The sequence below is a fragment of the Rhodococcus sp. 11-3 genome (assembly GCF_023704055.1).
Lineage (GTDB): Bacteria > Actinomycetota > Actinomycetes > Mycobacteriales > Mycobacteriaceae > Rhodococcus > Rhodococcus aetherivorans.
Genome location: NZ_CP080406.1, coordinates 808,466 through 830,182 on the forward strand (window position 1 = coordinate 808,466; position 21,717 = coordinate 830,182).

Genomic DNA, 21,717 nt, shown 5'->3' on the forward strand with positions numbered 1-21,717 from the left:
CCTGTGATCACGTTCGGCCGGAGGGCCGGGGAGGTCGCGGTTCCCACCTTATTGGAAACCGTTACCGTTCCACTTTAGCGGATGTCCGGATCTGCGCCCATCCGGCCCGATTCGTCGCCGCGGCGCGGACCCGCTACCGTCCGTTCATGCCCAGGTCTCCTCAGCCGCGTCCCCAGGCCACCCTGGCGTCGATCGCTGCCGAGCTGAAGATCTCCCGCACCACCGTCTCCAACGCCTACAACCGGCCGGACCAGCTGTCCGCCGAGCTTCGCGAGCAGATCCTCGAGGTCGCCAAGCGTCGCGGCTACGCAGGTCCGGACCCGATGGCCCGATCCCTGCGCACCCGCCGGGCCGGGGCCGTGGGCGTGCTGCTCACCGAGGCGCTGAGCTATTCGTTCCGGGACCCGGCCGCGATGAGCTTCCTGTCCGGCCTCTCCGAATCCTGCGAGGCCGCCGGCGAGGGCCTTCTGCTCATCCCCGCCGGACCGGAACGCGACGAGGAGGAGGCAGCGCAGGTCGTGCACGGCGCGGCGGTCGACGGCTTCGTCGTCTACTCGGTTCCGTCCGACGATCTGTATCTCGCCGCCGTCCTCGAACGGAACCTGCCCCTGGTGGTGTGCGACCAGCCCCGCGGCATCGCGAGCGCGCCCCTGGTCGGCATCGACGACCGAGGCGCGATGCGCCGGCTCGCCGAGCACCTCATCGCCCTCGGCCACCGCCGGATCGGGGTGCTGTGCATGCGACTCGGCCGCGACCGGCACGACGGTGTCGTCGACCCCGCCCGCTTCGAGTCCGACCGCTTCCACGTGCAGCACGAGCGGATCCTGGGCGTGCAGGAGGCCCTGCGCGCGGCCGGCCTCGACCCCGCGAGCCTCACGGTCGTCGAGCGCTACGCGCACACCGCGGAGGACGGCGCGTCCGCCGCCGCGCAGGCGCTGGCGGCGAACCCGGCGATCACCGCCCTGATGTGCACCACCGACGTCCTCGCGCTCGGCGCGCTGGCGTGGGCACGCAGCGCCGGCCTCGAGGTCCCCGGACGGTTGTCGATCACCGGCTTCGACGGGATCGGCGAGGCCCTGCGCGAGGGCGTGACCACCGTGCGCCAGCCTCAGGAGGAGAAGGGCCGGCGCACCGGCGCCCTGCTCATGGCCGCGCCGTCACACTCCGGGGTCGCGACGGTGGAAACCCTTGCGACGGAACTGCTCATCGGCCAGACCACCGGCGTGCACGACGAGACGTCGATCTACGCCGAGTGATCGACGACCGACAGCGTCCGATCCGCCTCCGCCGGCGCCGCCGCGAGCAGCTGGGCGCACCGCAGCAGCCCGAGGTGGCTGTACGCCTGGGGATGGTTGCCGAGTGACCGCTCCGCCACCGGGTCGTACTCCTCGCTGAGCAGCCCCGTGGGCCCCGCCGCGTCGACGAGCTGTGCGAACAGCGCCTCCGCCTGCGGACGGGCGCCGACGAGAAGATATGCCTCCACCAGCCACGCCGCGCACAGGTGGAAGCCGCCCTCGGTTCCGGGCAGGCCGTCGTCGTGCAGGTAGCGGTACACCGTCGAACCGCTGCGCAGCTCCGCCTCCGTCGCGACGACCGTCGCGTGGAACCGTGGGTCGTCGGGGTCGATGAGCCCGGACAGGCCGATGAACAGCGTCGCCGCGTCGAGATCGGTGCCGTCGTAGGCCGCGGTGTAGGAGCAGACGTCCTCGTTCCAGCCCTTCTCCAGCACCTCCTCCGCGATCTCGGCGCGCAGCCCGGCCCAGTTGTCGCCGGCGGTGCGCCCGAACTTCTCGGCCAGCGTCAGCGCGCGGTCCACGGTCAGCCAGCCCATGACCTTCGAGTACACGTGGTGGCGCGGGTTGTCGCGGATCTCCCAGATGCCGTGGTCGGGCTCGAACCAGCGGCATTCCACGGCGGTGACCATGGCGCACACCAGCTCCCAGTCCCGGTCGGTGAGGGCCTGATCGTGCGGGACGCCGCGCTCCTCGCGGCGGTGCGCCAGCGCCGAGATCAGGTCCACGATCGGACCGAACACGTCGAGCTGGACCTGCTGGCTCGCGGCGTTGCCGACCCGGACGGGCCGGGAGCCGGCGTAGCCGGGCAGCGTGTCGATGACGGCCTCGGGCGGCAGCGCGCCGCCGGCCAGCGTGTACAGCGGGTGCAGGCGCTCGGGACCCGGCACGGTGTCGAGCACCCGGTGCACCCAGTCCAGATAGGCATCCGCCTCGGCGAGCGACCCGACGCTCACCAGGGCATGCGCGGTCAGGGCGGCGTCACGGAGCCAGCAGTAGCGGTAGTCCCAGTTGCGGACGCCGCCCATCTCCTCGGGCAGCGACGTGGTCGCGGCCGCCATGATGGATCCCGTCGGTGCGTGCACGAGGCCGCGCAGAGTCAGCGCCGACCGCTTCATCAGGTCCCGCTTGAGCGGCGGCAAGTCCAGGCCCGCCGCCCACTTCCACCAGTACTCCTCCGCGGACGCGCGCCGCTGCACCTCCGCGACGGGGTGTGGGCCGATATCATCGGTGCCGCAACGGAATTCGAGGATGATGTCGCTGTCGGACGGATCGACGACGGCGTGCGCGGTCTGATGGGCGCCGTCGGTGGTGATGTTCCACTCGACGCCGGGGGAGCGCAGCACGTACGGCTCGTTGAATCCGAGTACCCGCAGGCCGTCGGCCACGGGTTCGAGCCCGACCTGGCCCTGTCCGAACTCGGGGCGCGGCGCGAACGTGACCACCGCCTTGGCCTTGCCGGTGATGACCCGGGTCAGGTCGGTGCGGCCCGGTTCGACGTCGTGCGGAAGGTAGTCGATCACCGCGAGGCTCGCCCAGCGGGTCACCGCCGTCATGGTGCCGTCGATGTAGCGCTGGCTCAGGGGCAGGGCCTCCCGGCTCGGACCGATGGTGAAGTGCCCGGCCGGTTCGCCGCCGAGCAGATGCGCGAACACCGCCGCGGAATCCGGCTCGGGGTGACACAGCCACGTCACCGTTCCGTCCGGCGTCAGCAGCGCCTTCGAGCGCGGGCTCGCCAGCATCGTCAGCCGCTCGATCGGGCAGGCCTCCGCGCCCGAGAGCCACGTGCGGCGCTGGTCGAGCAGGAACGCCAGCGCGGCCGCGACGTCCTCGACCGTGCCGATCCGGTACTGGGCGGCGGTCTCGCCGTCCCCGACCTTCACGCCCACGTCCGGGCCGTGGAGGGAGGCGAAGGCCTTCTCGTCCGTCACGTCGTCGCCGAAGAAGACCGCGGCGCTCGCCGATTCCTGGTGCCGGATGATGTCCAGCGCGTGGCCCTTGTCGGTGGGCACGACCGCCAGCTCGATGACGGCCTTGCCCTCGGTGACCTGCACACCCGGGTGCCGGGCGAGGTCGCCGCGGACCAGCGACAGTGCCAGCTCGGCGTCGGCCGGGTCGGCGTTGCGCACGTGCAGCGCGGCACTGGCCGGCTTCGCCTCGACGTGCACGCCGTCGTAGCGGGCGGCGATCGCCTCGAGCTCGGCGACGATATCGCGCAGCAGCTGCCGGGCGTCGCTGTCGATGGCGTGGACGAAGCCGATGTCGAACTCCGAGCCGTGGCTGCCGACGAGCTGCACCTCGGCGGGCAGGCGGGACAGGGCCGCGAGATCCTTCAGGGCGCGACCGGAGATCACGGCTGCGGCCGTGGACGGCAGGCCGGCGAGCGCGCGCAGGGCGCGGACCGACTCGGCGTTCGGGAACGCCTTGTCCGGATCCGAGACGATCGGCGCGACGGTACCGTCGTAGTCGGAGGCCACGAGGAGCCGCGGGGTCCGCGCCAGCGCGACGAGGGCGCGGCGCAGGTCGATCGGGAGGTCTTGGGCGCTCACTCACTCAAAGGTAGGTGATCCGGCGCCCGGCGTCGTCTCCCCTGTCCGGTTCGGGACGTGTTTCCCGTTACAGTTCCGCTCCTCGCGGCGCAGGTCAGCCTTCCTGGACCGGAATCGAGGCCGGACGCTGCGATCCGTCGCCGAGCAGCAGCTCGACGGTCAGCTCCAGCCGGCGCGCGACGTCGGTCGCGGACGAGCGCCGCGTCAGCCACGCCACGAGGTTCGACAACCACACGTCGCTGATGACGCGGGCGATCGCCAGTTCCTCCTCGGTGGGCTCGCCCTCGTTCATCGCGCGGGCGAAGAGCCGGTCCATGAGCAGGCCGACCTGATCGACCTCGGCGGCGGCCGAGGCGTCGGCGAACATGAACGCCCGGGTCATGGCTTCGGTGAGCAGCGGGTCACGTTGCATCGCCTTCGTGATCAGGCTCAGGATCAGTTGCATCCGCTCGAGCGGCGTGTGGCCCGGGGGGATCTTGCCCTTGCCCTCGATGCGCGCGAACTCGCGGCCGAGGGCCGAGACGAGCAGGTGCACCTTCGAGGGGAAGTACCGGTACAGGGTGCCGACGGCCACGTCGGCCTTCTCGGCGACGGAGCGCATCTGTACGGCCTCGTACCCACCCTTGGAGGCGAGCGCCAGGGTGGCGTCGAGTATCCGCTTGCGCCGTTCCTTCTGGGCGTTGGAACTGAGATCGTCCTCGGTGAGGGCGGTCAGAGTTCCGCCGCCGCCGGTGGAACGTGAGCGGGACGATGTCGTCATCGAGATGTCTTCCTCTGCCTTGACTCTGAACCGGCTGTCATATTAGAACACGTTCTAGGCATCGTGTCATTCCCGAAAGGCGGAAACCCGCTGTGAGCATTGCCACCACCGAGGAACAGCAGGCCGCGCAGGCCTCTGTACAGGCCTGGGCGCGCGCCACAGCGCCGATCCAGAACCTACGCGAACGACCGGCGACCATGTGGCGGCCGGGGTGGGAATCGCTCGCCGACCTCGGAATCTTCGCCGTCGCCGTGCCCGAGGCCGCGGGCGGCGCCGGCGCCGGCGTCGTCGACCTGGCGACGATGCTCGAACAGGCTGCGCACCACCTCGCGACGGGCCCCGTCCTTCCCACCGCCCTGGCCGCGCTCGTCTTCGGCCGCGCCGCCGGCACCGACGGCGCCAAGTGGACGGAACTCCTGGCCGAAGGCGCCCTGCCGACCGCCGTCGCATTGGACGGCGCGCTCACCGCGACGACCCGGGAGGGCGGGTACGACCTCGACGGCGACGCGGGCCCGGCGCTCGGCGGCGAGCCGGGCGTCGCGGTCCTGGTCCGCATCGGCACCGACGGCGGGACCGAACGCTGGGCGCTGCTCGACGCCGACACCCCCGGACTGAACCTCGAACCCCTCGACACCCTCGACAAGTCGCGGGCGCTCGCCCGCGTGCGGCTCGCCGGCGTCGCCGTCACCACCGACCGGGTCGTCTGCGTCCCGGTAGGCCTGGTGCGCGACCTCGCCGCCACGCTCGCCGCCGCCGAACTCGCCGGCGTCGCCGGCTGGGCCCTGGCCACGGCCGTCGAGTACGCCAAGATCCGCGAACAGTTCGGCAAGCCCATAGGCTCGTTCCAGGCGATCAAGCACCTGTGTGCCGAGATGCTCTGCCGTACCGAGAAGATCCGCGCGGCGGCCTGGGACGCCGCCGTGGCGGCCGACGCGGCCCCGCACGAACTGCCCCTGGCCGCGGCCGTCGCGACCGCCGTCGCCCTCGACGCCGCCGTGCAGAACGCCAAGGATGCCATCCAGGTGCTCGGTGGTATCGGCTTCACGTGGGAGCACGACGCCCACCTGTACCTGCGCCGCGCCGTCGTCACCCGTCAGCTGCTCGGCGGCTCCGCCGCGTGGCGGGCCCGGGTCGCCGGCCTCGCCCGCTCCGGCGCCCGCCGTCACCTCACCGTCGACCTGAGCGCCTTCGACGACGAACGCGTGCGCATCCGTGCCGAGATCGCGCAGCTCCTCGACCGGCCCGGACCGCAGCGGCGGGCCGCGCTCGCCGAGGCCGGGTTCCTGGCCCCGCACTGGCCGCCGCCGTACGGCCGGGGCGCGCACGCCGCGCAGCAGATCCTCATCGAGGAGGAACTCGCGGCCGCCGGCGTGGACCGGCCCGATCTGGTGATCGGGTGGTGGGCCGTGCCCACCATCCTCGAGCACGGCACCGCCGAGCAGATCGACCGCTTCGCCCTGCCGACCCTGCGCGGTGAGATCGTCTGGTGTCAGCTGTTCTCGGAGCCGGGCGCCGGATCCGACCTGGCGTCGCTGCGCACCGCCGCGGAGAAGGTCGACGGGGGCTGGCGCCTGCAGGGGCAGAAGGTGTGGACCTCGCTGGCCCAGGAGGCCGACTGGGCGATCTGCCTGGCCCGCACCGACCGCGACGCCCCGAAGCACAAGGGCATCACCTACTTCCTCGTCGACATGAAGTCCGCGGGCATCACCGTCTCGCCGCTTCGGGAGATCACCGGCGACGCGCTCTTCAACGAGGTGTTCCTCGACGGCGTGTTCGTCCCCGACGAGTGCGTCGTCGGCCCGCTCGGCGGCGGGTGGAAGCTCGCCCGCACCACGCTCGCCAACGAACGGGTCGCGATGAGCGGCGGATCCTCGCTGGGGAAGGCGGTCGAGCAACTGCTGGACCTGGTGGCACCCGGCGACCCGGTCGCCGAGGACCGGATCGGCGGGCTCGTCGCCGAGGCCACGGCCGGGTCGCTGCTCGAGCTGCGGACCACCCTCGCGCAGCTCGACGGTCAGGACCCCGGCCCGGCGTCGAGCGTGCGCAAGCTGATCGGCGTGCGGCAGCGCCAGGACACCGCGGAGCTCGCGTTGGATCTCGCCGGTGCGGCCGGCTGGGTCGAGGGCCCCCTCGCGCGCGAGTTCCTCAACACGCGCTGCCTGACGATCGCCGGCGGCACCGAGCAGATCCTGCTCACCCTCGCGGCGGAGCGCCTGCTGGGCCTGCCGCGCGGCTGACGGGTGCTTCCACCCGCCCTGCCGAGGTGATACAACTAGAACACGTTCTAATCGAAGGTGGAAACGTGGACTTCGCTCGTGACGACACGCAGGAGGCCGTGGCCCAGGTCGCCGTCGACCTGCTCGCCCGCGACCTGAGGCCGGACGAACTGTGGCGCGCCCTCGCCGACGCCGACCTCCTCTCCCTCGCCCTGCCCGCGCGGCTCGGCGGCGACGACCTCGGCGTCGCCGAGGTCACCGCACTGCTCACCGAGATCGGGCGACGTGCCGCACCCGTCCCCGCCCTGGCCACCCTCGGCTTCGGTGTGCTGCCCGTCCGGATCCTCGCCGCCGACACGCAGCAGGACGAGCTGCTCGCGGGCGTCGCCGACGGCGCCGTCCTCACCGCCGCCCTCGCCGAGGTCGGCCGCGCCTTCCCGGCGTCCCCCGCCGCCACGGCGGTACCCGACGGCGAACGCCACGCCGTCACCGGGCACTTCGTCGGCGTGCCCTACGCGGCGACGTCGCGAAAGATCCTGGTGCCCACCGACGCCGGTGTGATCGCCGTCGAACCCACGGCACCGGGCGTGACCCTGACCGAGAGCCCGTCGTCGGCGCACACCCCCGAGTGCTCCGTGCGGCTCGCGTCCGCGCCGGGCCTGCTCCTCGGCGACGGCGCCGACCCGGCCGCCGACGTCGCCGTCCTGTACCGCCTCGCCCTCGCGGCGGTCGGCGCCTACGCGGACGGACTGCTTTCGGGCGCAACGCAGCTCACCGCACAGCACGTGAGCACCCGGCACCAGTTCGGCAAGCCGCTCGCCGCCTTCCAGGCGGTGGCCCAGCAGATCGCCGACGTCTACGTCACCTCCCGCACCCTGCACGTCGCCGCGCTCGCCGCGGCCTGGCGGGTCGCGCAGGACGCCCGCAGCGCCGCCGCGGACGACGACCTCGACGTCACGGCGTACTGGATCGCCACGGAGCTGCCGCCCGCCGTGCGCGTGCTGCACCACCTGCACGGCGGTCTCGGCGTGGACGAGACCTATCCGCTGCATCGCTATTCCTCGACCGCAAAGGATCTGGCGCGCCTGCTCGGCGGCGCCTCGTACCGACTCGACCTCGTGGGGGCCCGGTGTTCATCGATCTGACCGACGAGCAGCGCGCGCTGCAGGCGGAACTGCGACGGTACTTCGCGGACCTGATCTCCCCCGAGGAGGCCGCGATCATGCGCACCGAGCGTCACGGCCCCACCTACCGGGAGGTCGTGCGCCGGATGGGCAAGGACGGCTGGCTCGGCGTCGGCTGGCCCGTCGAATTCGGCGGCCGCGGCTTCGGTGAGGTCGAGCAGCAGATCTTCGTCAACGAGGCCGTGCGCGCCGACGTGCCGCTGCCCAGTGTCACCCTGCAGACGGTCGGGCCGACCCTGCAGGTCTACGGAACCGAGGAACAGAAGCGGAAGTTCCTGCCCGCCATCCTCGCCGGCGAGGTCCACTTCGCGATCGGCTACTCCGAGCCCGACGCCGGGACCGACCTCGCCGCACTGCGCACCACGGCCGTGCGCGACGGCGACCACTACGTCGTGAACGGGCAGAAGATCTTCACCACCGGCGGCCACGACGCCGACTACGTCTGGCTTGCGGTGCGCACCGGCAGCGCCGACTCGAGGCACCGCGGCATCTCGATCCTCATCGTCGACACCAAGGACCCCGGCTTCGGCTGGACCCCCATCATCACCTGCGACGGCGCGCACCACGTCAACGCCACGTACTACAGCGACGTGCGCGTCCCGGTCGAGATGCTCGTCGGCGAGGAGAACGAGGGCTGGAGGCTGATCACCACCCAGCTCAATCACGAACGCGTCATGCTCGGCCCCGCCGGCCGCGTGGGCGGGCTCTACGACCGGGTGTTCGCCTGGGCCCGTTCCCGGGACCTGCTCGGCGAACCCGACGTGCGGCGCGGGCTCGGCGAGATCCACGCGACGTTCCGGCTCAACGAACTGCTCAACTGGCAGGTCGCCGCCACCGAATCCGAGGCGGTCGACATCGCGGACGCGTCGGCCACCAAGGTGTTCGCCACCGAACGCATCCAGCGTGTCGGCCGGCTCGCGGAGGAGATGGTCGGCCGGTTCGGGGATCCCGGCGACCCGGAGACCGCCGACCTGCTGCGCTGGCTCGACATGCAGGTCAAGCGGAACCTGGTGATCACCTTCGGCGGCGGTGTCAACGAGGTGATGCGGGAACTGATCGCGACGGCGGGCCTGGCCATGCCCCGGGTCCCGCGGTGAAGGGGGACGTGTCGATGAGCGCCGCCGTGCCGTCCCCCCACGACGAGATCCGCGCGGCCGCCGAACGCGTCCGCGCCGACGGGCCGTCCAAGCCGCGTGCGGGCCGCGACCGGGTGAACCTGCCGCTGATCCGCAACTGGCTCGAGGCTATCGGCGACGAGAACCCGATCTACACAGACGAATCCGCCGCGATCGCGGCCGGGCACGGCGGCCTCGTCGCGCCACCCGCGATGGCGCAGGTGTGGACCATGCGCGGCCTCGGCGCCAAGCGCGAGGAGGACGATCCGCTCCGCCGGATGACGGAGATCCTCGACGAAGCGGGCTACACGTCGGTCGTCGCCACGAACTGCGATCAGGTCTACCACCGCTATCTGCGCCACGGCGAGGAGGTGACCATCGAGTCCACCCTCGAGGACCTCGCCGGACCGAAGAAGACCGGCCTCGGCGAGGGCTGGTTCTTCACCACCCACAGCGTGTGGAAGGTCGGCGACGAGGTGGTCGCCGAAATGCTCTTCCGCATCCTCAAGTTCGCGCCGCCCCTCCGCGAGACCGGCCGAATGTCACATTCTGTCGATTCAACCGAACCGGTGTCACATTCGGCCCCGGCGGTTCCGGCGGACCTCGACCCCACCCGCATGCTGCGGCCGTCCGCGTCGCAGGACACGCGGTTCTTCTGGGACGGTGTCGCCGCGCACGAACTGCGTATCCAGCGGCGGCCCGACGGCACGCTGCAGCACCCGCCGGTGCCGGCACTGTGGCTGGCCAAGGACGAGACGACCGACTACGTCGTCGCGTCGGGCCGCGGCACCGTCTTCAGCTACGTGGTGCACCACGCGCCGAAGGTGCCGGGGCGGACGGTGCCGTACGTCGTCGCCCTCGTCGAACTCGAGGAAGGCGTTCGTATGCTCGGCGAACTGCGCGGGGTGGACCCCGGCGACGTGCGCATCGGGACGCCGGTCGAGGCGATCTTTCTCGATTTCCCGGGCGACGACGAGACCGGCGGCGACCCCTGGACCCTGTACGCCTGGCAGCCGAGCGAGGAGCGCGCATGAACGCGGGAACGGTCACCGTCGGACAATCCTTGCCGCCGTTGACGATCCGGGCCGATCCGACGTTCGTCGTCTCGACGGCCTTGGCCACCAGGGACTTCCAGGACGTGCACCACGACCGCGACAAGGCGCAGCAGCGCGGGTCGAAGGACATCTTCGTCAACATCCTCACCGACACCGGGCTGGTGCAGCGCTATGTCACCGACTGGGCCGGTCCGCGCGCGGTGCTGAAGTCGGTCTCGCTGCGGCTGGGGGTGCCCTGGTACGCGTACGACTCGCTGACCCTGACCGGGACCGTCGCCGCCGTCGAGGCCGACGGGCGCATCACCGTCGACATCGTCGGCAAGAACGGTCTGGGCGACCACATCACCGCGAAGGCCGTCCTCGAGATCGGAGGCTCCGCATGAGCGACCTGTCCCGCCGCGCCGCCATCGCCGGCATCGGTGCCACCGACTTCTCCAAGGACTCCGGCCGCAGCGAACTGCGCCTGGCCGCGGAGGCGGTGCGGGCGGCGCTGGCCGACGCCGGCCTGCGCCCGGCGGACGTCGACGGCCTGACCTCCTTCACGATGGACACCAACACCGAGATCGCCGTCGCACGTGCGGTGGGGATCCCGAGCCTGAAGTTCTTCTCCCGCGTCCACTACGGCGGCGGCGCGGCATGTGCCACCGTGCAGCAGGCGGCGATGGCCGTCGCCACCGGCGTCGCGGACGTGGTGGTGGTGTACCGGGCCTTCAACGAGCGCTCCGGGGCGCGGTACGGTCAGGTCAACACCGCGCTGTCCGCGCAGGTCAACTCCTCCGGCACCGACTACGCCTTCTCCTATCCGCACGGCCTGGGCACCCCCGCTTCGTTCGTGGCGATGGCCGCCCGGCGCTACATGCACGTCACCGGGGCCACCAGCGCGGACTTCGGGAAGGTCGCCGTCGCGGCCCGCAGGCACGCCGCGACGAATCCGCATGCCTTCTTCCACGGCAGGCCGATCACCCTCGACGACCACCAGAATTCGCGGTGGATCGCGGAACCGCTGCACCTGCTCGACTGCTGCCAGGAGTCCGACGGCGGCGTCGCGCTCGTCGTCACCACGACCGAACGGGCGCGGGACCTGCCCCAGCCGCCGGCCGTGGTGGCGGGGGCCGCCCAGGGCAGCGGACCGGACCAGTACATCATGGCCAGCTACTACCGTGACGGCCTGACGGGGCTGCCCGAGATGGGCATCGTCGGCCGCCAACTGTGGGAGCAGTCCGGCCTCGGCCCGCAGGACGTGCAGACGGCGGTGCTCTACGACCACTTCACGCCGTACGTGCTCATGCAGCTCGAGGAACTCGGGTTCTGTGGGCCCGGCGAGGCGAAGGACTTCGTCGCCGACGGGGCGATCGAGCTCGGCGGCCGGCTGCCCCTCAACACCCACGGCGGCCAGCTCGGCGAGGCATACATCCACGGGATGAACGGCATCGCCGAGGGGGTGCGCCAGCTGCGCGGCACATCCGTCAATCAGGTTCCCGACGTGGAGAACGTACTGGTCACCGCGGGCACCGGCGTGCCGACGTCGGGACTGGTGCTGGCGAGGAGCTGAGGGCGCCGGTGTCCGCCCGGACCCGGGAGGATCCGGCCGGACATCACGGCCGGGAGCCGACCGGGACGGTATAAGTAGGACATGAATTCCGCCTCACACTCAGGCCGCGGCGACGCGGGCCGCGACGCCGACTGGGACGGACCGGCGCCGTCCATGGCGCCGGCGGACCTGCTGCACGACCCGCCGGTCACCCAGCGCGGGGCGCGCCGCCGCGCCGAGCTGATCGCGGCGGCCCGGGTCGTCTTCGAGCGGTCCGGGTTCCTCGACAGCAAGCTCACCGACATCACGCGTGAGGCGAAGTGCTCGACGGGGTCCTTCTACACCTACTTCAACAACAAGGAGGAGGTGTTCGCGGCCGTCCTCCAGGAGGCCCAGGAGGACATGCTGCACCCGGGGATGGGCCGGGCCGCGGGCACCGACGACCCGTACGCGGTGCTCGAGGCCAGCAACCGGGCGTACCTCGAGGCGTACCGCCGCAACGCCCGCCTCATGGTGCTGCTCGAGCAGGTCGCGAGCATCGATCCGCGCTTCCGCGAGCTGCGGCGCCGGCGCGGCGAGACCTTCATCCGGCGCAACGCGCGCAGCATCGCGGAGCTGCAGAAGCGCGGCATCGCCGATCCGGAACTCGATCCGATGCTCGCCTCGCGCGCGCTGTCGGGCATGGTCAGCCGCCTGGCCTACTCGACGCTCGCCCTCGGCGACGCCGAGCCGGTGGATTTCGACGTCCTGGTGACCACTCTGACGCGGCTGTGGGCCAATGCGCTGCGGATCCCGGAGCGCGCCGCCACGGCAACCACTTGAACTCGAGGTTTGATTCAACTAAACAGAGAGGCATCATCCCCGACGAGAGGAACGCCAGTGCACGTCGAAGGCAAGGTCGCCGTTGTCACCGGAGCCGGTAACGGGATCGGCGCCGCACTCGCTGCCCGGCTCGTCGCCGCGGGAGCGCGGGTGCTCGTCGCCGATCTCGACGGCGACGCCGCGCAGCGCGTGGCCCGCGAACTCGATCCCGACGGCGCCGGTCTGGCCGTGGGCGTCGGCGCCGACGTCGCCGATCCCGACCGGATCCGGGAGATCGTCGACCGCGCCGAGGCCGACCTCGGTCCCGTCGCGCTGTACTTCGCCAACGCCGGAGTCGCCGGGGCAGCGGGGCTCGGCGCCGACGAGTCGGCCTGGGACCTCGCGCTCGACGTGAACCTGCGCGCGCACGTGCGGGCCGCGCAGCTGATGGTGCCGCGATGGCTCGAGCGCGGCGAGGGCTACTTCGTGAGCACCGCCTCCGCCGCCGGGCTGCTCACCCAGATCGGTTCGGCCACCTACTCGGCCACCAAGCACGCCGCCGTCGGATTCGCCGAATGGCTGTCGGTCACCTACGGCGACAAGGGAATCCGCGTCAGTTGCGTGTGCCCCATGGGGGTGAACACCCAGCTGCTGCACGAGGGGGAGACCTCCGGCGAGGGGCTGGGCGTGGCGGCCGCGCGGGCCGTCACCTCCGCGGGGGCGGTCCTCGAACCGGCCGACGTCGCGGAGGTGGTGCTCGCGGGGGTCGAGGCCGAGCAGTTCCTGATCCTGCCGCACCCCGAGGTCCTCGACATGTACCGGATGAAGGGCGCCGACTACGACCGCTGGCTCACCGGAATGCGGCGCTATCAGGAACGACTGCTGGCCGGTATCTGACGAGCCGGGAAAACCGCTCGAAACCTGTCGGAGGTCTGTAGCACACTGGGGCGCACATCCGACGACGGGGAGGACTCATGGCCGACGCCATAGTCGCCGAGGGGTTGATCAAGAGGTACGGACGGGTCACGGCCCTCGACGGAATCGATCTGCGAGTCCCGGAAGGGACGGTGACGGCGCTGCTCGGGCCCAACGGCGCCGGCAAGACGACCACGGTGCGGGTGCTCACCACCCTGCTCGTACCGGACGAGGGCCGGGCCACCGTGGCGGGACTCGACGTCGTCGCCGACGCGCGCGCTCTGCGTTCGCACATCGGCGCCTCGGGCCAGTACGCCGCGGTCGACGAGTATCTCACCGGGTTCGAGAATCTCGAAATGGTCGGTCGCCTCTACCATCTGGGTATCAAGCGCAGCCGCGAGCGGGCGCGTGAGCTGCTCGAGCAGTTCGACCTGGTCGAGGCCGGGGACCGTCCGGTCAAGGGCTACTCCGGCGGCATGCGGCGCCGGCTCGACCTCGCCGGTGCGCTGGTGGCGCAGCCACCCGTGCTGTTCCTGGACGAACCCACCACCGGGCTGGACCCGCGGGCCCGGCTCCAGCTGTGGGAGGTCATCGACCAGCTCGTCGCGCAGGGGACGACGCTGCTGCTCACCACCCAGTACATGGAGGAGGCGGAGCGGCTCGCAGACCGGATCGCGGTGATCGACCGGGGCGTCGTGATCGCCCGCGGCACCGCCGACGAACTCAAGAGCCTCGTGGGCGGGGAACGCATCGAGCTGGGGGTCGCGGACGCCGCCACGATCCCGACCGTGCGCCGCGAGCTCGACGACCTCGCGGTCGGCGAGATCCAGGCCGACGCGGGATCCGGTCGCGTCACCGTGCCGGTCAGCGACACCGGCTCGACAGGCAGCGGCGCCGATGTGCTGGCCACGGCGCTCGGCCGGCTGTCCGCGGCGGGCATCCGCGTCACCGATGTGGCGTTGCGCAAACCGACACTGGACGACGTGTTCCTCGCCCTCACCGGGCACGAGGCGGACGAGAAGATCGAGGAGGCGGTGGGATGAACACGGCTCAGATGATGGTGTCGGACGGGGTCACCATCGCCAAGCGCAACGTCATCAAGATCAAGCGCGTGCCCGACCTCATCGTCTTCACGATGCTCTCGCCGATCATGTTCGTGTTGCTGTTCGCGTACGTGTTCGGCAGCGCGATCCAGGTTCCGGGGATGTCCTACCGCGAGTTCCTCATCGCCGGCATCTTCACCCAGACGGTGATCTTCGGGGCGACCTGGACCGGTCTGGGCATGGTCGAGGACCTGCAGAAGGGCATCATCGACCGGTTCCGCTCGCTGCCCATGGCGCCGTCCGCGGTGCTGGTCGGCCGCACCTCCACCGACGTGCTCATCAACGTGCTCAGCCTGGTGGTGATGTCGCTGACGGGCCTGCTCGTCGGGTGGCGGATCCACTCGTCGTTCGGGGAGGCCCTTGCCGGATACGCGCTGCTGTTGTTGTTCGCCTACGCGCTGTCCTGGGTGATGGCGGTGGTGGGGATGTGGATCCGCACGCCGGAGGTGTTCAACAATGCGAGCTTCATGGTGATCTTCCCGTTGTCGTTCGTGGCCAACACGTTCGTCGACATCTCCTCGCTGCCCCCGGTGCTGCAGACGATCGCGGAATGGAACCCGGTGTCGGCCCTGACGCAGGCTGTGCGGGAGTTGTTCGGCAACACCAATCCGGCGATGCCCGTGTCGGACGCGTGGCCGCTGCAGAACCCGATCCTGGCGTCGCTGCTGTGGACGGCCGCGATGCTGATCGTGTTCGTGCCCTTCGCGATCCGTCGCTACCAGAAGGCCGTCAGCCGCTGAGGAACCCTGGTCGACGCGCTGGGGTCGCGCACGGGCCGCGGCCCCAGCCGTCGAACGCGCTACGCGGTGCTCGTGGCCGGACTGGTGCACTTGCCCCCCGACCTGATGGTCAGTGGGAGGTGTGGTCGTTGGTGCCGATGCGGTGGACGTGGATGAGGTCGGTCGAGCCGATGGTGTTCGGGGGTGATCCGGCGACGATGACGACGAGGTCGCCGTGCCGGTAGCGGTCGAGTCGGAGGAGGGCGGTGTCGACTTGGCGGATCATGTCGTCGGTGGTGCGGACGGGGTCGACGAGGAAGGTCTCGGTGCCCCACGTCAGGGCGAGTTGGTTGCGCACTTCGGGCAGCGGGGTGAAGGCCAGTAGTGGCAGCGGGGTGTGCAGGCGGGCGAGGCGGCGGACGGTGTCCCCGGATCGGGTGAACGCGACGAGGGCTTTCGCGTGCAATCGCTCCCCGATGTCGCGGCCGTCTCCCGGCGGACGCACCTCACGCCACCCGCACGCACCCTGATGGACTCGGAAAATCATGCCGCAGTACGACTAGCGCGCTCGGGGGATGGGTACTCCGTCCGTACCGATCCACGTCGTGGGGAAGGGGCCATGACAGCTGAGAACCAGGGCGACCGAACCGACGTCGACAAGGCGTTGCTCGGGCACGCCACCTATCGCAGCCTCGGCGAACAGCGGCTCTCACCCGCCGAGGAGCGGTTCGAGAAGGGCCGCCGCACGATTGGGCTGTTTCTCGCGCCGCTGATCGCGATCGTCTTCCTCGCCCTGCCGATCGACATACCGCCGCAACAGCAGACGTTGGCCGGTGTGCTGCTCGGCGTCATCCTGCTGTGGGTGAGCGAGGCGATGCCGATCCCGATCACCGGACTGCTCGGTGTGGCGGTCGTGGTCTTTCTGGGGGTGGCGCCGGCCGACGAAGTCCTCGCAGCGTTCGGGTCGTCGACGATCTTCACTTTCATCGGAGCGTTCATCCTCGCTCAGGCGATGCTCAAGCACGGCGTGGCGCGTCGGTTCGCGTTCCGCATCCTGACCCTGCCGCGTGTGGGCCAGTCCACCACCGGGGTGATCATCGCCTTCGGCGCGATCACGTGCGGGCTCTCGGCCTTCGTATCCAACACCGCGACCGTGGCGATGCTGCTGCCCACGGCGCTGGGCATCCTCGGCGTCATCGCGAAGCTCATGCAGAACCGCGGCGTCGTCGCACCCGACTTCGACCCGCTTCGCGTCCGGGTGGGCGCCGCGATCATGCTGATGCTCGCGTACGGAGCAAGCGTGGGCGGCCTGCTGACGCCGGTCGGGAGCCCACCCAACCTCATCGGACGCGGGCTCATCGAGGAGGCCACGGGGGAGCGGATCAGCTTCGGGCAGTGGATGGTGATCGCCATCCCGATCTGTCTGTCGATGTTCCTCGCGCTCGCCGTCATCCTGCTGCGCCTGAACAAGCCCGAGATCCGACGTATCGAGGGCGTCGCCGACTACCTGGCGCAGCAGCGCGCGGAAATGGGTCCGCTCTCTCGTGCCGAGAAGAACACGCTCATCGCCTTCGGAGTCACGGTGACGCTGTGGATCCTGCCCGGTATCGTCGCGGTGATCGCCGGCAACGACTCGGACCTCTACAGCACGATCAGCGACCGGCTCGACGAGGGCATGGTCGCGGTCCTCGGGGCGGCGTTGCTCTACCTTCTGCCGACCGATTGGGAGAATCGCGAGTTCACGCTGCGCTGGCGAGACGCAGCGGAGATCGACTGGGGCACGATCGTGCTGTTCGGCACCGGCATCATCTTCGGCTCCCTGCTCGCCGACACCGGCCTCGCCGAGACGATCGGCACATCCGTCGCGGACTCGCTGGGCTTGACGAGCGTCGTCGCCATCACGGTCTTCGCCGTCGTGCTGGCCATCGCCGTATCGGAGACGACGAGCAACACGGCGTCGGCGGCGGTCGTGGTGCCGATCGTGATTCCGGTGGCGGTGGCGGCCGGTGTCAACCCCTTCGTGCCGGCGCTCGCGGCCACGTTCGCTGCGTCGTTCGGCTTCATGCTTCCGGTCTCGACGCCGCAGAACGCCGTGGTCTACGGCTCCGGGGCCGTCCCGATCACCACGATGATTCGAAGCGGGGTGGTCTTCGACATCGTGGGGGCGATCCTGATCATCGTTCTCCTGCCCTTGACGATCGCCCTGGTCGGCCTCGGCGCTGCATGATCGGCCACACCGTCGTCGCGAAGGTCGACGTCCGGAGACTGCACGCGACGGGGGTGGACGTGGATGACGTTGGCGTGCAGCCTCGGTAGGGCAGCGCTCGCACCTCGTTCAGGAGGCCGGGGTCGTCGTTGCCGAGGGAGGCGATCGCTGCGTGCCGCGGCCCTTCCACCCGAAAGAGCCTGAGTGAACGGCCCGGAGCGATGCCGGTCGCCGTGGGATAGTGGGCCTGTCGAGCGAGTACAGGGAGCAGGCCCACATGCACGAATCGACCGGGAGATGACGATGAGTGGACCGGTGATCGACCCCCGCCGTCACGACGCGGTGATCTTCGACCTCGACGGGGTGGTCACCGACACCGCGGCGGTCCACGCCGGGGCGTGGAAGGAACTCTTCGACCGGTATCTCTCGCGTCGTCCCGAACGCGACGGCGAGGAGCATCGCGAGTTCACCGACGAGGACTACCGCAAATTCGTCGACGGCAAGCCGCGCGTCGACGGCGTCGCCGATTTCCTTGCCTCGCGCGGAATCACGCTGCCGTGGGGGGACCCCGACGACGGCCCGGACGTCGAGACCGTGTGCGGGCTCGGTGCCCGCAAGGACGAGATGTTCCGCGAGCGCATCCACCGCGACGGTGTCCCGGTGTTCGAGTCCAGCGTCGATCTCGTGCGCCGGGTCCAGAGCCTCGGGCTGGGCACCGCGGTCGTCACCTCGAGCCGCAACTGCACGCTCGTGCTCGAGGCCGCCGGGCTCGCCGACCTGTTCGGCGTCCGGGTCGACGGCGTGGTCTCCGACGAACTCGGGTTGCCCGGCAAACCCGATCCGGCGGCCATGCTCGAGGCCGCCCACCGGCTCGGGGTCCACCCCGCCCGGTCCGTCGTCGTCGAGGACGCGGAGGCGGGCGTCGCCGCGGGCCGGCACGGCGGGTTCGGTCTCGTCGTCGGCGTGGACCGGGTCCATCATCGCGACGAACTGCGGCGCCGCGGCGCCGACGTGGTGGTCGACGACCTCGCCGAGCTGGTGGTGCGCACCGGCGACCGGCGCATGTCGGAGATCCCGGACGCGTTGGCGTCGCTCCAGCAGCTGACCGCCTTGCTCGGCACACGCCGGCCCGCCGTCTTCCTCGACTTCGACGGCACGCTGTCCGAGATTGTGAACGATCCCGCGGCGGCCACGCTGGTCGACGGTGCGGCGGCGGTGCTGTCTTCCCTGGCGAGCGAATGCACCGTCGCCGTCATTTCGGGACGCGACCTCGCCGACGTGCAGACCCGGGTCGGTCTTCCGGGCCTGTGGTACGCGGGAAGTCACGGCTTCGAACTGATCGGCCCCGACGGGCAGCACCAGCAGAACGATGCGGCCCTGGCCGCCGTGCCCTACCTCGAGCGGGCCGCCGCCGCGCTGCAGGAACGGCTCGCCGACGTGCCGGGCGCGGTGATCGAACACAAGCGGTTCACCGTCGCCGTGCACTACCGCAACGTCGCTCCGGACCGCGAGGAGGGACTCGTCGCCGCGGTGCACGAGGTCGCCGCCGCCGAGGACCACCTCCGGGTCACGACCGGTCGCAAAGTCGTCGAGATCCGCCCCGACGTCGACTGGGACAAGGGCCGGGCTCTCGAATGGGTGCTCGAGCACGTGCGCGACGAGGACAACCCGATCCCGGTCTACATCGGTGACGACATCACCGACGAGGACGCGTTCGACGCGCTGGCCGGCACCGGACTCGGAATCGTGGTGCGCCACACCGAGGACGGCGACCGTCGCTCGGCGGCACAGTTCTCGGTGGACGGCCCCGAACAGGTCCGGCGGCTGCTGCAGCGGCTCGCCGAGCTGTGGGGCGAGGACCAGGAGGTCGGCCCGCGTCACGACGCCTGGACCCTGTACTTCGAGGGTTACGATCCGCCGGCCGAGAAACTGCGCGAGGCCGTGTGCACGGTCGGCAACGGGTACTTCGCCACTCGTGGCTGCGCCCCCGAATCCCGCGCCGGTGCCGTGCACTACCCCGGCACGTACGCCGCCGGGATCTTCAACCGCCTGACGGACGAGGTGGCGGGCCGCACCATCGACAACGAGAGCATGGTGAACCTGCCGAACTGGCTGCCGGTCACCTTCCGCATCGACGGCGGCGAGTGGTTCGACATCGACTGCGTCGAAGTGCGGGAGTACTGCCAGTATCTCGATCTGCGCCGGGCCGTGCTCACCCGGCGGTTCCGATTCCGCGACGGTGCGGGCCGCACGACGACGGTCGTGCAGCGCCGGTTCGTCGCGATGCACCAGCCGCACGTGTGCGGCCTCGAGACGACGATCGTCCCGGAGGACTGGTCGGGGCGGCTCGAGATCCGGTCGGAGGTCGACGGCGCGGTCCGCAACACGCTCGTCGAGCGCTACCGGCACCTGGCCGGCGATCATCTCCGATTGCTGCACACCGCCCGGTTGTCCGAGGACTCGGTGTGCCTGACGGTGCAGACCAACCAGTCCCGCATCCCCGTCGCCGTGGCGGCTCGCAGCACGCTCTGGCGCGACGACGAACGGATCCCCGCCGAGTACACCCTCCTCGACTCGGGAGGGCGGGTCGGGCACATCGTCGCGCTCGATGTCGCGGCCGGGGAGCCCGTGACCCTGGAGAAGATGGCCACCCTGTTCACCGGGCGTGACCAGGCGGTGTCCGAGCCGTCGGAGGAGGCCACGCGCTGGCTGGCCCGCACGGGGCGCTTCGAGGAAACGCTCGAGGGGCACGTACTCGCCTGGGTGCACCTGTGGGACCGCGTGGACATCTTCCTCGGGGGCGACGGCGAAGGCCTGCGGATAGTGCGGCTGCACCTGCTGCAGATGCTGCAGACGCTGTCGCCGAACACCGCGGATCTCGACGTCGGCGTACCGGCGCGCGGCCTGCACGGCGAGGCGTATCGAGGACACATCTTCTGGGACGAGCTGTTCGTGCTGCCGGTGCTGAACCTGAGGTTGCCGGGGTTGACCCGTTCGCTCCTGCGCTACCGCCACCGCCGCCTGGACGAGGCCCGCCGCGCGGCGCGGGAGGCGGGTCACAGCGGCGCGATGTTCCCGTGGCAGTCCGGCAGCGACGGCCGCGAGGAGAGCCAGCAGGTGCACCTCAATCCGAAGTCGGGACGGTGGAATCCCGACGCGAGCTGGCGCCAGCACCACATCGGGGTCGCGGTCGCGCACAACGTGTGGCAGTACTACCAGGTGACCGGGGATCTGGGGTTCCTCGCGGAGTACGGGGCCGAGATGCTGGTGGAGATCGCCCGGTTCTTCGCCGATCTCGCCACCTACGACCGCGCCCGTGATCGGTACGTCATCCGCGGCGTCATCGGCCCCGACGAGTTCCACTCCGGCTATCCCGACGCGCCCTTCGACGGGATCGACAACAACGCCTACACCAACGTCATGGCGGTGTGGGTGATCCTGCGCGCGCTCGAGGCGCTGGAGATCATCCCGCTGCGGATCCGCACCGAACTGGTCGACACCCTCGGCCTGACCGCTCGCGAGACGGCGCGTTGGGAGGACGTCAGCCGCCGCATGTTCGTGCCCTTCCACGATCAGGTCATCAGCCAGTTCGAGGGGTACGGGGACCTGACCGAACTCGACTGGGAGGGATACCGGCGCCGGCACGGCGACATCCAGCGTCTCGACCGGCTCCTCGAGGCCGAGGGCGACGACGTCAACCGCTACCGCGCGTCGAAGCAGGCCGACGTGCTCATGCTGTTCTACCTGCTGTCGGCGGACGAACTGCGGGAGCTGTTCGAGCGGCTCGGCTACCAGCTGACGGGCGAAACCATCCCGCGGACGATCGACTACTACATGGCGCGGACGTCACACGGGTCGACGCTGAGCGCGGTGGTCCACTCGTGGGTTCTGGCCCGGGCGCATCGCGGTCAGGCCATGGAGTTCTTCGACCGGGTGCTGGCGTCCGACATCGCCGACATCCAGGGCGGCACCACCTCGGAGGGGATTCATCTCGCGGCGATGGCCGGCAGCGTCGACCTGCTGCAGCGTTGCTTCTCCGGGCTCGAGGCGCGGGGGGACCGCCTGGTCTTCGGCCCGGAGTGGCCGGAGGAACTCGGCGCGCTCGAATTCCCGATCTTCTATCGGGGGCACCACCTGCAGGTGCGGATCTCCGGTCGGCAGGTCGAGGTCAGCGCAGGTGCGGGCATCCAGCGGCCGATCGAGATCGAATGCCGCGGCCGGGTCGAACGCCTGCATCCGGGCGACACGGTCCGGATGCTCTGACGGTCCGG

The 21,717-nt window shown here is 70.8% G+C and carries 15 protein-coding genes and 1 pseudogene; 13 read left to right on the plus strand and 3 right to left on the minus strand.

Features of this window, described 5'->3' with window-relative positions; genetic code table 11:
• Window positions 1–146: 146 nt before the first annotated feature.
• Window positions 147–1,256 (plus strand): LacI family DNA-binding transcriptional regulator, encoded by a 1,110-nt coding sequence (locus tag KZJ41_RS03710; RefSeq protein WP_065923070.1) that lies wholly within the window; start codon window positions 147–149, stop codon window positions 1,254–1,256.
• Here the strand turns inward: KZJ41_RS03710 and otsB (KZJ41_RS03715) are convergent.
• Window positions 1,244–3,841 carry a trehalose-phosphatase gene (gene otsB, locus KZJ41_RS03715; RefSeq protein WP_006943418.1) on the minus strand — a complete coding sequence of 866 codons (2,598 nt, stop codon included), beginning with the start codon at window positions 3,839–3,841 and terminating at the stop codon, window positions 1,244–1,246. The two genes, KZJ41_RS03710 and otsB (KZJ41_RS03715), sit on opposite strands and share 13 nt — an antisense overlap.
• A 94-nt stretch (window positions 3,842–3,935) precedes the next feature.
• A complete protein-coding gene (kstR, locus tag KZJ41_RS03720; protein ID WP_006943416.1) occupies window positions 3,936–4,601 on the minus strand; it encodes a cholesterol catabolism transcriptional regulator KstR in 666 nt (221 codons plus the stop codon).
• Between the two features lie 92 nt (window positions 4,602–4,693).
• Between kstR and KZJ41_RS03725 the strand changes: the two genes are divergently transcribed.
• The 10 genes from KZJ41_RS03725 (at window position 4,694) to KZJ41_RS03770 (ending at window position 15,261) form a co-directional block, all read left to right on the plus strand.
• Window positions 4,694–6,838, plus strand: a complete 2,145-nt coding sequence (locus KZJ41_RS03725) for an acyl-CoA dehydrogenase family protein (RefSeq protein ID WP_043797600.1) — start codon at window positions 4,694–4,696, stop codon at window positions 6,836–6,838.
• Between the two features lie 65 nt (window positions 6,839–6,903).
• Window positions 6,904–7,962 (plus strand): acyl-CoA dehydrogenase family protein, encoded by a 1,059-nt coding sequence (locus tag KZJ41_RS03730; protein WP_185713900.1) that lies wholly within the window; start codon window positions 6,904–6,906, stop codon window positions 7,960–7,962.
• Window positions 7,947–9,098 (plus strand): acyl-CoA dehydrogenase family protein, encoded by a 1,152-nt coding sequence (locus KZJ41_RS03735; protein ID WP_251550190.1) that lies wholly within the window; start codon window positions 7,947–7,949, stop codon window positions 9,096–9,098. The genes KZJ41_RS03730 and KZJ41_RS03735 overlap by 16 nt, the downstream gene beginning before the upstream one ends.
• Window positions 9,099–9,112: 14 nt before the next feature.
• Complete coding sequence (locus tag KZJ41_RS03740) at window positions 9,113–10,150, plus strand: bifunctional MaoC family dehydratase N-terminal/OB-fold nucleic acid binding domain-containing protein (RefSeq protein ID WP_251550193.1); 1,038 nt, start codon at window positions 9,113–9,115, stop codon at window positions 10,148–10,150.
• Window positions 10,147–10,554 (plus strand): MaoC family dehydratase, encoded by a 408-nt coding sequence (locus KZJ41_RS03745; RefSeq protein WP_006943405.1) that lies wholly within the window; start codon window positions 10,147–10,149, stop codon window positions 10,552–10,554. The genes KZJ41_RS03740 and KZJ41_RS03745 overlap by 4 nt, the downstream gene beginning before the upstream one ends.
• Window positions 10,551–11,723, plus strand: coding sequence for a lipid-transfer protein (locus KZJ41_RS03750; protein ID WP_006943399.1), 1,173 nt, complete (start codon window positions 10,551–10,553; stop codon window positions 11,721–11,723). The genes KZJ41_RS03745 and KZJ41_RS03750 overlap by 4 nt, the downstream gene beginning before the upstream one ends.
• Before the next feature lie 81 nt (window positions 11,724–11,804).
• Window positions 11,805–12,524 (plus strand): TetR/AcrR family transcriptional regulator, encoded by a 720-nt coding sequence (locus tag KZJ41_RS03755; protein ID WP_043797593.1) that lies wholly within the window; start codon window positions 11,805–11,807, stop codon window positions 12,522–12,524.
• 57 nt (window positions 12,525–12,581) lie between these two features.
• On the plus strand, window positions 12,582–13,400 hold the full coding sequence (locus KZJ41_RS03760) for an SDR family oxidoreductase (protein WP_029540809.1): 819 nt from the start codon (window positions 12,582–12,584) through the stop codon (window positions 13,398–13,400).
• Window positions 13,401–13,477: 77 nt separating this feature from the next.
• Window positions 13,478–14,461 (plus strand): daunorubicin resistance protein DrrA family ABC transporter ATP-binding protein, encoded by a 984-nt coding sequence (locus tag KZJ41_RS03765; protein WP_006943394.1) that lies wholly within the window; start codon window positions 13,478–13,480, stop codon window positions 14,459–14,461.
• A complete protein-coding gene (locus KZJ41_RS03770; protein WP_006943393.1) occupies window positions 14,458–15,261 on the plus strand; it encodes an ABC transporter permease in 804 nt (267 codons plus the stop codon). The genes KZJ41_RS03765 and KZJ41_RS03770 overlap by 4 nt, the downstream gene beginning before the upstream one ends.
• 109 nt (window positions 15,262–15,370) lie before the next feature.
• Here the strand turns inward: KZJ41_RS03770 and KZJ41_RS03775 are convergent.
• Window positions 15,371–15,724, minus strand: a pseudogene (locus KZJ41_RS03775) (pyruvate kinase alpha/beta domain-containing protein); the annotation flags it as partial.
• A 135-nt stretch (window positions 15,725–15,859) separates the two neighbouring features.
• Here KZJ41_RS03775 and KZJ41_RS03780 point away from each other — a divergent pair.
• Together KZJ41_RS03780 and otsB (KZJ41_RS03785) are read left to right on the plus strand one after the other, a co-directional pair.
• Window positions 15,860–17,467 carry a DASS family sodium-coupled anion symporter gene (locus KZJ41_RS03780; RefSeq protein ID WP_251550195.1) on the plus strand — a complete coding sequence of 536 codons (1,608 nt, stop codon included), beginning with the start codon at window positions 15,860–15,862 and terminating at the stop codon, window positions 17,465–17,467.
• 282 nt (window positions 17,468–17,749) lie between these two features.
• Window positions 17,750–21,709, plus strand: coding sequence for a trehalose-phosphatase (gene otsB / locus KZJ41_RS03785; RefSeq protein ID WP_251550197.1), 3,960 nt, complete (start codon window positions 17,750–17,752; stop codon window positions 21,707–21,709).
• Window positions 21,710–21,717 lie beyond the last annotated feature (8 nt).